11 protein-coding genes are annotated in these 9,522 nt (G+C 68.2%); 5 read left to right on the top strand and 6 right to left on the bottom strand.

What is annotated here, in order from left to right; genetic code table 11:
- On the bottom strand, positions 1-481 hold a 481-nt coding region (locus QN357_RS15585; RefSeq protein WP_323505158.1), incomplete at its 3' end, for an LLM class flavin-dependent oxidoreductase.
- A gap of 27 nt (positions 482-508) precedes the next feature.
- A complete protein-coding gene (locus QN357_RS15580; RefSeq protein WP_323505157.1) occupies positions 509-1,465 on the bottom strand; it encodes a DNA-methyltransferase in 957 nt (318 codons plus the stop codon).
- 34 nt (positions 1,466-1,499) lie between these two features.
- Between QN357_RS15580 and QN357_RS15575 the strand changes: the two genes are divergently transcribed.
- On the top strand, positions 1,500-1,853 hold the full coding sequence (locus QN357_RS15575; RefSeq protein WP_134449165.1) for a GNAT family N-acetyltransferase: 354 nt from the start codon (positions 1,500-1,502) through the stop codon (positions 1,851-1,853).
- 36 nt (positions 1,854-1,889) lie between these two features.
- On the opposite strand, the gene QN357_RS15570 is transcribed toward QN357_RS15575, so the two are convergent.
- Positions 1,890-2,939 (bottom strand): lipoate--protein ligase family protein, encoded by a 1,050-nt coding sequence (locus tag QN357_RS15570; RefSeq protein ID WP_134449166.1) that lies wholly within the window; start codon positions 2,937-2,939, stop codon positions 1,890-1,892.
- Positions 2,940-2,948: 9 nt separating this feature from the next.
- A complete protein-coding gene (locus QN357_RS15565; protein WP_134449167.1) occupies positions 2,949-3,812 on the bottom strand; it encodes an alpha/beta fold hydrolase in 864 nt (287 codons plus the stop codon).
- 90 nt (positions 3,813-3,902) lie between these two features.
- On the opposite strand from QN357_RS15565, the gene QN357_RS15560 reads away from it, so the two are divergent.
- Both QN357_RS15560 and QN357_RS15555 read left to right on the top strand, forming a co-directional pair.
- A complete protein-coding gene (locus tag QN357_RS15560) occupies positions 3,903-4,379 on the top strand; it encodes a MarR family winged helix-turn-helix transcriptional regulator (protein ID WP_241975505.1) in 477 nt (158 codons plus the stop codon).
- Complete coding sequence (locus tag QN357_RS15555) at positions 4,376-5,707, top strand: MFS transporter (protein ID WP_323505156.1); 1,332 nt, start codon at positions 4,376-4,378, stop codon at positions 5,705-5,707. The genes QN357_RS15560 and QN357_RS15555 overlap by 4 nt, the downstream gene beginning before the upstream one ends.
- A gap of 154 nt (positions 5,708-5,861) precedes the next feature.
- Here the strand turns inward: QN357_RS15555 and QN357_RS15550 are convergent, their stop codons facing one another.
- On the bottom strand, positions 5,862-7,328 hold the full coding sequence (locus QN357_RS15550) for a peptide MFS transporter (RefSeq protein ID WP_323505155.1): 1,467 nt from the start codon (positions 7,326-7,328) through the stop codon (positions 5,862-5,864).
- Positions 7,329-7,455: 127 nt separating this feature from the next.
- On the opposite strand from QN357_RS15550, the gene QN357_RS15545 reads away from it, so the two are divergent.
- Positions 7,456-7,851, top strand: coding sequence for a sortase (locus QN357_RS15545; RefSeq protein WP_134449169.1), 396 nt, complete (start codon positions 7,456-7,458; stop codon positions 7,849-7,851).
- Between the two features lie 153 nt (positions 7,852-8,004).
- Positions 8,005-8,595: a DJ-1/PfpI family protein gene (locus QN357_RS15540; protein WP_134562109.1), complete on the top strand. Its 591-nt coding sequence runs from the start codon at positions 8,005-8,007 to the stop codon at positions 8,593-8,595.
- A 6-nt stretch (positions 8,596-8,601) separates the two neighbouring features.
- Here the strand turns inward: QN357_RS15540 and QN357_RS15535 are convergent, their stop codons facing one another.
- A complete protein-coding gene (locus QN357_RS15535; protein ID WP_134560677.1) occupies positions 8,602-9,369 on the bottom strand; it encodes a dienelactone hydrolase family protein in 768 nt (255 codons plus the stop codon).
- Positions 9,370-9,522: the final 153 nt, after the last annotated feature.

Genomic DNA, 9,522 nt, shown 5'->3' with positions numbered 1-9,522 from the left:
CGGGGGAATCGACGAGGGTGTAATGCTCACCGGTGAAGTCATATCGATCGCCGACAGGCGTCTCCCAGAGCCCGGTGACGATTTCGAGCTGCTCCTCGAGCATGCCGAAGCGTTTGGCCGGGAACGGGATGCCATAGGCGAGGTGCTCCTTCTCGAACCAGCCGGTGCCGAGCCCGAGCTCGACCCGGCCTCCCGACATCTGGTCGACCTGGGCGACCTGGATCGCGAGGATCCCCGGCGCCCGGTAGGTCACCGAGGAGACGAGGGTGCCCAGGCGGATGCGGCTGGTCTCACGGGCGAGTCCGGCGAGGGTCGTCCAGGCATCCGTCGGTCCGGGCAGCCCGCCGCCGTCGCCCATGACCATGTAGTGGTCTGAGCGGAAGAACGCATCGAACCCGAGCGCCTCTGTGGCCTGCGCGACCGCGAGGATGTCGTCGTAGCTGGCGCCCTGCTGGGGTTCTGTGAAGATGCGGAGTCTCATCCGTCCAGTCTCCCAGACGGCCCGGAATCAGGACGCGTCGAGGAATTCGACCTCCGGAAGGGCCGCGAACCGGGTGCGCATCACCTGGATCGACTCCGGGTTCTGGTCGACGAGCAGGAAGCGGCGGCCGAGGGACTCGGCGACGGCACCCGTCGTGCCGCTGCCTGCGAAGAAGTCGAGCACCCAGTCGCCCTCGCGACTCGAGGCCTGGATCATCCGCCGCAGGATGCCGACCGGCTTCTGCGTGGGGTAACCGGTCTTCTCCTTGCCCGTCGGCGACACGATCGTGTGCCACCAGACATCCGTGGGCAGCTTGCCGCGCGCGACCTTCTCCGGCGTGACGAGGCCGGGGGCCATGTACGGCTCGCGGTCGACCGTCGTCGAGTCGAAGTAGTAGTGCTGCGGGTTCTTCACGTAGACGAGGATCGTGTCGTGCTTGGTCGGCCAGCGGTTCTTGGACTTCGCGCCGTAGTCGTAGGCCCAGATCAGTTCGTTGAGGAAGCAGTCGCGGCCGAAGAGCGCGTCGAGGAGGACCTTGGCGTAGTGCGCCTCTCGGTAGTCGAGGTGCAGGTAGAGGGTGCCGTCTTCGGCGAGGAGTCGCCAGGCCTCGATCAGCCTGGGTTCGAGGAAGGCCCAGTAGTCCTCGAACTGGTCGTCGTAGCCGAGCAGGTCGCCCTTGATCCGCTCGTAGAGCTGCCCCTTGAACCCCGTGATGGTGCCGGCGGCCGCCAAACCGCCCGCTCGCGGCGAAGACACAGCGACCCCAGTCAGGGGGGCGTCCGCCGATGCCGGGTCAGGGACAGACCCGGTCACCGCAGCCACTCGCACCGAAGTAGTCGTGCGCCGATTCTGCTTGCGACCGGTATTAAAGGGCGGGTCGAGATAGATCAGCGTGAACGCCCCGTCGGGAAGGGCAGGCAGGATTTCGAGGTTGTCTGCACGGACGACACGGTTGGGGGAGGACGGGGACCACGCGGTTGGCATTCCCTCATTGTGTCAGTCGGCTTACTCTATGGGGATGACTACAGACTCCCCGACGACCGAATCGACGACTCCGGCGGATGCGACGACGCAGGATACCGCGCGGCCCACCTTCCGGCATGAGCCGGCCCTCTCCCGGTACAGCCTGCTCTTCGGGGACACGACCGCGGGTTTCGCCGACTATGAGATCGACGGCTCCCGGGTGCTCTTCACCCACGTCGAAGTCGATCCCCGGCACCGGGGCGAAGGACTCGCGAGCATCCTCGTCGAGCAGGCCCTCGACGACATGCGCGAGCGCACTGACCTGACGGTCGTCGCCGTCTGCCCCTATGTCGTCGCGTGGATCGACAAGCACGCCGAATACCAGGACCTGCTGACCCGCGGCCGGTAGCCGCCGTCCCCCCGTCGAGCAGGCCTCGACCGTCGGTCAGGGGACGCGGGCGATCCACTCGTCGGTGCCGAACTTGCTCGCCACGAGCGCCTCGGCGGCGGCGTATTCCGCCTCGGTGATGTCCCCGTCTACCGCCCCGTACAGGGTCGTGAAAGTCTGCTTCATCCTGTCGATGATCTCGGCACGGCTGAGGCCGGTCTGGCTGCGGAGCGGGTCGACCCGTTTGACGGCGCTCGTGATGCCCTTGTCGCTGAGCTTTTCGCGACCGATGCGCAGTACCTGCACCATCTTCTCGCCGTCCATGTCGTAGCTCATAGTCACGTGGTGCAGCACGGCACCGCTGCCGAGACGCTTCTGCGCGGCGCCGCCGATCTTGCCGGTCGGGCTCGTGATGTCATTGAGCGGCTGGTAGTGCGCGTCGATGCCCAGCGAGCGCAGCGCGGTGAGCACCCATTCGTCGAGGAAGGCGTAGGAGTCGGCAAAGGTCATTCCCTGCACGAGCGCGGTGGGAGCGTAGATCGAGTATGTGATGACCGAGCCTGCCTCCATGAACATGGCGCCGCCGCCGCTGATCCGGCGGACGACGGTGAAGCCGTGGGCCTCCGCCTGCTCGGCGTCGACCTCGTTCCGGAGCGACTGGAAGCTTCCGATGACGACGGCGGGCTCCGTCCACTCCCAGATCCGCAGCGTGGGCTTACGCCTGCCCTCGCCGACCTCGATCGCGAGCACCTCGTCGAGCGCCATCTGCATCACCGGGGGCACGGCCTTGGAGTGCACGAGCTGCCAGTCGTAGTCCCGCCAGCCACTCGCCTGCGCGAGGGACCTGCGGATCGCGACCGCCACGGCCTCGGGGGAGAACCCGAGCAGGGTGGCCTGGGGTGGCAGGGCCGCGCGCACCGCGGCGGCGAGCCCTGCAGCATCTGTGCCGGCCGGCAGGCCGGTCACGGCCGCATTGATCGCCCCGAGGGCATCGTCTGGCTCGAGGAAGAAGTCCCCAGCCAGCCGGAAATTGACGATCGTGTCGTCGACGACGTCCAGGTCGACGACCACGAGCTTGCCACCAGGGACCTTGTATTCACCATGCATGAGGCCAGCCTAACCGTCGATCCCGCCGACCCCCGGGGGTAACTGCCTGTCGAGCCAGCCGATCAGCTCGTCGAAGACCTCGGCGCGGTTCGTTTCGTTGAAGACTTCATGCCGGGCACCGGGATATACCACCAGGCGAATGTCCCGCAACCCTGAGCGCCGCGCGTATGCGTTCTTGAGCATGGTTGCGCTGCGCTCCCCGCCAACGGTGTCGTCCCCGCCGACGAGGATCAGGAGCGGGAGGTCGGCCGGCAGTCCGCGCGCCGGACGTCCGAAGAGCCGCGCGGCCTCCCGGAGGCCGAAGAGCTTCGCGAGCGGCGTCATGGTCGTCAGCGGATCGGCGACAAAGGCGTCCGCGACCGCGGGATCACGGCTGAGCCATTCGACGCCCGTCGTTCCGAGGTGCTTGTGCCGCGCATTGAGGTCCCCGCCGTTGAGGTAGCCCGGCCAGCGATAGGCGGTACCGGTCAGGACCACCGCGGCATAGGCATCCGCGTGCTCGTTGAGGATCATCTGCGCCATGAACGAGCCCCAGCTGTGCCCCAGCAGAACGAGCGGCAGGTGCGGGTGCGCCGAGCGGATGATGCCGCTGAGCTGATACACGCCGGCGACCGCGGCCCGCAACCCGCCGGGGCCGAGCCGTCCGAGCCTGGTCGTGTCGCCCGCATACTGTCGCAGCCCGGTCTGCCCGTGGCCGCGGTGGTCGTCCGCGTACACGGTGTAGCCGGCCTCGTTCAGCCGGCCGACGAGCTCGGTATAGCGGTTGGCGTGTTCACCGACGCCGTGCACCACCTGAACGACCGCCCGCGGGCGCGGCACCGGCCAGACGTAGTACTCGAAGGTGACGCCATAGTCATCCGTATAGGTAGGCACGCGGCCAGTCTGACAGAACGGGAGAAGTCTGTCAGAACGGGAGAATTCACGGGAATACTTAGCCTCGCTAAACGGTTACAGTTATGAGTTATGGAATCCATGCTCGAACCGGCCGTGACCCCGCCGGACACCCACGCCGGACACCGGCCGAGCGTTGCAGAGCTCAGCCATGACTTCCGCGTCGCAAACGGTCGCCTCGCCCGCCGCCTGCGCCAGGAGAAGGCCGACAACGAGCTGAGCGCGAGCCAGTTCTCCGCCCTCGGCTCCCTCTTCTTCAACGGTCCATTCACCCTGCGCGAACTCAGCGAGCATGAGCGGGTCACTCCGCCCTCGATGAGCCGCACCGTCGGGGTGCTCGTATCGGCCGGCCTCGTCCACCGGGCGGGCTCCACGGACGACGGCCGCAAGATCATCCTCACCGTGACCGACTCCGGTCGCACCCTCATGCACGAGACCCGCAACCGACGGGATGCCTGGCTCGCCCTCCGCATCGCCAAGCTCAACCCCGAACAGCGCAGCGTGCTCACCGAGGCCATCACCGTCATGAAGGAGCTCACCGACAGTTGAGTACCATGTTCCGCTCCCTGAGCGTCCCGAACTATCGAATCTGGTTCGCAGGCGCCCTCGTGTCGAACATCGGAACGTGGATGCAGCGCACCGCCCAGGACTGGATCGTCCTGACGATGCTCACCGACCACAACGCAACGGCGGTCGGGATCGTGATGGCCCTGCAGTTCGGGCCGCAACTCCTGCTGATGCCGTGGTCCGGCCTGATCGCGGACCGGTTCAACCGGCGCAGGCTCTTGATCATGACCCAGAGCCTGATGGGCGTCCTGGCCCTCGGGCTCGGGCTGATCGTCGTGACCGGCGTCGCCCAGCTCTGGCATGTCTACCTCTTTGCGCTCGGACTCGGGATCGTCGCCGCGATCGACTCTCCCGCACGGCAGACCTTCGTCTCCGAGCTCGTCCCCGACAGCAACCTGTCCAACGCGGTCGCACTGAATTCGGCCTCGTTCAACGGCGCCCGCCTGATCGGCCCGGCCGTCGCCGGCCTGCTGACGGTCGCGGTCGGCGCGGGCTGGGTGTTCCTGATCAACGCCGTCACCTTCGCCGCGACGGTCGTCGCGATGACCCTGCTGCACACGAGCGAGCTGCGCCCCCAGCCGCGGGCGCCGCGGAAGCGGGGCCAGCTGATGGCCGGGTTCCGCTACGTCGCGCATCGGCCAGACATCATCGTCGTGCTGATCGCGGTCTTCCTGATCGGAACCTTCGGGCTCAACTTCGCGATCTTCACCGCAACCATGGCGACGGTCGAATTCCACATGGGCGCCGGCGAATTCGGGCTGCTGAGTTCCATCATGGCCGTCGGCTCGGTCGCGGGCGCGCTGCTGTCGGCCCGTCGCAGCCGCCCTCGACTGCGCCTCGTCGTCGCCGGCGCCGCGCTCTTCGGCGTGGCGTGCGGAATCGCCGCGGTGATGCCCACGTATCTCAGTTTCGCGGTCTCGCTCGTCTTCGTCGGGCTGTTCTCGCTCACGCTCATGACGACCGCGAACGCCTATGTGCAGACCACCACGAAGCCCGCGATGCGTGGCCGGGTGATGGCGCTCTACATGGCCATTTTCGCCGGCGGCACCCCGCTCGGCGCCCCGTTCGTCGGGTGGGTCGCCGACCACTTCGGCCCGCGCTGGGCGCTGGGCGTCGCGGCTCTTTCGGGCATCCTGGCCGCGGGGGCCATGCTGTTCTGGCTGATCAGGTACCGCAGCCTGCGCGTTCGGTACCGCAGAGGGGTCGTGCCCCACATGCAGGTGCACCACGACGGCGACGGACGCGACCACGACCCCATCGACGTGGAGACCGCCACCCGCGAGATCGCGATCATCGAGGCGACCCGCTAGGTCGCGCCCGCGCCGGTTTCGGCAGGCCGCGCCCGCCGTTTCGGGAGCGGGCTGCCGAAAGCGGCGCGGCGGCGACCGCACCGGCGGGGCGACGGATGCCGGAGGACCGGCCAGCGGCATCCGCTCGCCGATACGCAGGGCGGCAGGGACCCCGCTAGCGCACGCCGCCCATGAGGCGGAGCACCGGACGGGCGAAGACCGCGAGCCCGATGCCGAACAGGATCGCGACGCCGCCGATCACGCTGAAGTAGAGCGTCTCGGGGACCTCGGTGTACCACTGGGCAAGCGAACCGGACACGGCAGTGCCCAGGGCGATCGACAGGAAGAACAGGGCGACCATCTGGGTTCGGAACGGCGCGGGCGCGAGCTTCGTGGTGAGCGCGAGGCCGACAGGGCCGATCAGGAGCTCGGCGACCGTGAGCACGAAGAGAATGCCGATCATCGCGAGCATCGGCGTCGAGTTGGCACCGCCGCCCACGAACGGCAGGAAGCCGAGGAAGGCCACGCCCATCACCGCGGTGCCGAGCGCGAACTTGACCGGAGTCGACGGCTGGCGGCTACCCCAGCGGGTCCAGAGCGCGGCGAAGACGCCGGAGAGCAGGATGATGAAGACCGGGTTGAAGGACTGGATCCAGGACACCGGGATTTCCCATCCGAACAAGTGTCGGTCGAGGCGCTCGTCCGTGTAGATCGTGACGACCGTGAACTGCTGCTGGGAGAGCGACCAGAACACGGCGCTCGCGAGGAAGAGCGGGATGAAGGCGTAGACCCGCTTGCGCTCGACGATGCTGATCTGTCGGTTGCGCAGGATGACGACGAAGTAGCTGATCGTCGCGATGACCGTCAGGGCGATCACGAGGGTGACGAGGCCGTCCGCTGTGATCACGCCGACAAGCACGAGCACCACGACGAGCGCCGCGGCGGCAACCGCGCCGACGAGGTAGGGGGTCCAGCGCGAGCGCGGGAGCGGGTTCGGAACCTGGTGCACGATCTCGGGCAGGCTTCTGCGTCCGAAGGAGTACTGGGTGAGCCCGATCGCCATACCGACGGCGGCGAGGCCGAAGCCGAAGTGGAAGCCGGCCGTCGTCTGCAGGAGCCCGGTCAGGATCGGGCCGAAGAACGCGCCGAGGTTGATCCCGAGGTAGAAGAGCGAGAAGCCTGCGTCGAGGCGGGGGTCGTCCCGTGTGTACAGCGAACCGACGACGCTCGTCGCATTGGCCTTCAGGCCACCGCTGCCGAGCGCGATCAGCAAGAGTCCGACGGTCACGCCTGCGACGCCGGGCACGAGGGCGAGGGCGAGATGCCCGAGCATGATCACGATGGCGCTGTAGAACAGCACCCTCTCGCTGCCGAGCACCCGGTCGGCGATCCAGGCGCCCAGGATCGTCGAGAGATAGACCCCTCCGCCGTACGCGCCGACGATGCCGGCGGCCGTCGCCTGCTCGATCCCCAGGCCGCCCTCGGCGGCGGAGTAGTACAGGTACAGGAGCAGGATGCCCTGCATCCCATAGAAGGAGAACCGCTCCCACATTTCCACGCCGAAGATATTGGCGAGAGCTCGCGGCTGCCCGAAGAAGCTGCGGTCTTTGTGGGCGGGGACGGGTTTTTCGACCGTGGTCATCTCTCGACTGTATCCGCTGGCCCCCGGATCAGGGGCATCGGGGACCCTCACGGCGCCGCGCCGGGGCACGATACGATCGTGGTCACAGGGCGAACGAGCACGAGACGTGCGGGCGAGAGAGGGGCGAATGGACGCGCACGACCTCATCGGGCTCATCAGCGAGGTCCTGACCCTCGTCGGGTTCGTCGGAGGCGCCGTCCTCTATGTCCTCGGGCTTGCGATCCGCGGTGTCAAGGGCGGCTGGGTCGCCACGGATGGCGTGATCGCGTCCTCGGGATCGCACACGGTCATCCGCTGGTTCGACCGCTCGGGGGACGTGCACGAGCGAGCCGCGAACACGCACGAGAGCCACCGGCTCGCGCCGGGCGACGACGTGCAGGTCTGGTACCACTCCCGTGACGCATCCCGCGGGGTGACGCATGCCCCGGAATCGGAGGGCAAGGCCCTGCGCCTGACCGGGCTGATCCTGCTCGGCACCGGGCTCGCATCGGCTGTCCTCGGCGTCGTGCTGATGTTCGTCTGAGCCGGCCTGGACCCTTTCCCAGCCGTTCCGCACCGGCCTTCGCCGGTGGCACTTGCCCGGCGCGCCGGTCGGGGGAACACTGAAGGCGTCAACGGACGACCCGTCCGCTGAGTTCAGCAACGTTCAGATTCACACCGTTCAGAGAGGAACGTCATGACCAAGATCCTCATTCTCACCGGCGACGCCGCCGAGACCCTCGAGGTGTTCTACCCTTACCAGCGGCTGCTCGAGGAGGGCTTCGAGGTGCATATCGGCGCCCCGGAGAAGAGGAAGCTCCAGTTCGTCGTCCATGACTTCGTGGACGGCTTCGACACCTACACCGAGAAGCTCGGCCACACCTGGGATGCCGACGTTGCGTTCAAGGACGTCGACCCGGCCGACTACGCGGCCATCGTCGTCCCCGGCGGCCGCGCACCGGAGTACATCCGCAACGACGAGGACGCGAAGCGGATCGTCCGGCACTTCTTCGAACGGAACGCTCCCGTCGCCGCACTGTGCCACGGCCCGATGCTGCTCGCCGCCGCCGGGGTGCTCCACGGCCGCACGAGCTCTGCGTACCCGGCCCTGCAGATCGACGTCGAACTCGGCGGGGGCGTGTTCGAGAACGGCGCGGGCGTCGTCGACGGCAACCTCGTCTCCGGCAGGGCCTGGCCGGACCACCCCAGCTGGATGCGCGAATTCATGAAGCTGCTCGCGGCATCCGGTGTCACTCCCACCGAACCCGCCCTCGCATCGGCTCGCTGAGACCGGTCAGTCGGCGGGCGCGGGGTCCGCGGCCGAGGCGAGGTGCTCGGCGAAGAACGCCTCGATGCGGATCCAGGCGTCAGCGGCGGCCTCCGGGTCGGGGCCGGCGCCGAGGATACGCTGCGTGAGGAAGCGCACCGCGGCCGGGCCTGTTTCGGCATCGTTGAGGAAGGAGTGCCCGGCCGTGGGGTATTCCTTGACGTCGTGCGGCACGCCGGCATCCTCGAGCGCGCCCTCGAGCCGGGCAGCGGCGCCGACGAGAGAGCGGTCCCTGCCGCCATAGCTGCCGACGATCGGGCACGCACCCGCCAGGGCTGCGTCGAGGTCTTTCGGCAGCCGGCCGTAGTTGACGGATGCCGCGGCGAACCCCCGCGTGGCGGCCGCGAGCGCGAAGCCGCCGCCCATGCAGAAGCCGAGCACACCCACCTCACCCGTGCAGTCCGCCCGGGCGATGAGCGCGTGCCGCGCGTTCTCGATGTCGACGAACGCGCGCCCCTCGCCCGCGGTCAGGGCGCGGAAGGTCGCGACGAGGCACTTCCGGGCGCCGCCCTCCGTGAAGAGGTCGGGCATCAGTGCGAGGTAGCCGGCCGCCGCCAGTCGTTCGACCTGCCGGCGCATCACGTCACTGATGCCGAAGGCCTCGTGCACGAGCACAACCCCGGGCCAGGGACCGGAGCCGGCAGGCACTCCGAGCACCGCGCGGAGTCCGGCGCTTCCGCCGTTCGCGGCCGGAAGTTCGAGGTCGATCAGCTGGGGAGCTGGGTTCGCGGTCATGGGGCCTCCTGGCCTGGACGTGCTCGGGTTGGAGGAACCCTATCGCAATGGTTCGCGCCTTCGACTCCGCGAGAGTACGAAAATGGCCCCTCCTCACGACTGTGCTGTCTCGGGACGTCCCTGACACTTCATGTCTCGGGACGTCCCTGACAC

The sequence above is a fragment of the Cryobacterium sp. RTC2.1 genome (assembly GCF_035018685.1).
Taxonomy (GTDB): domain Bacteria; phylum Actinomycetota; class Actinomycetes; order Actinomycetales; family Microbacteriaceae; genus Cryobacterium; species Cryobacterium glucosi.
The sequence above is the reverse complement of the archived record's forward strand: the minus strand, read 5'-3'. Positions and strand labels throughout refer to the sequence as shown.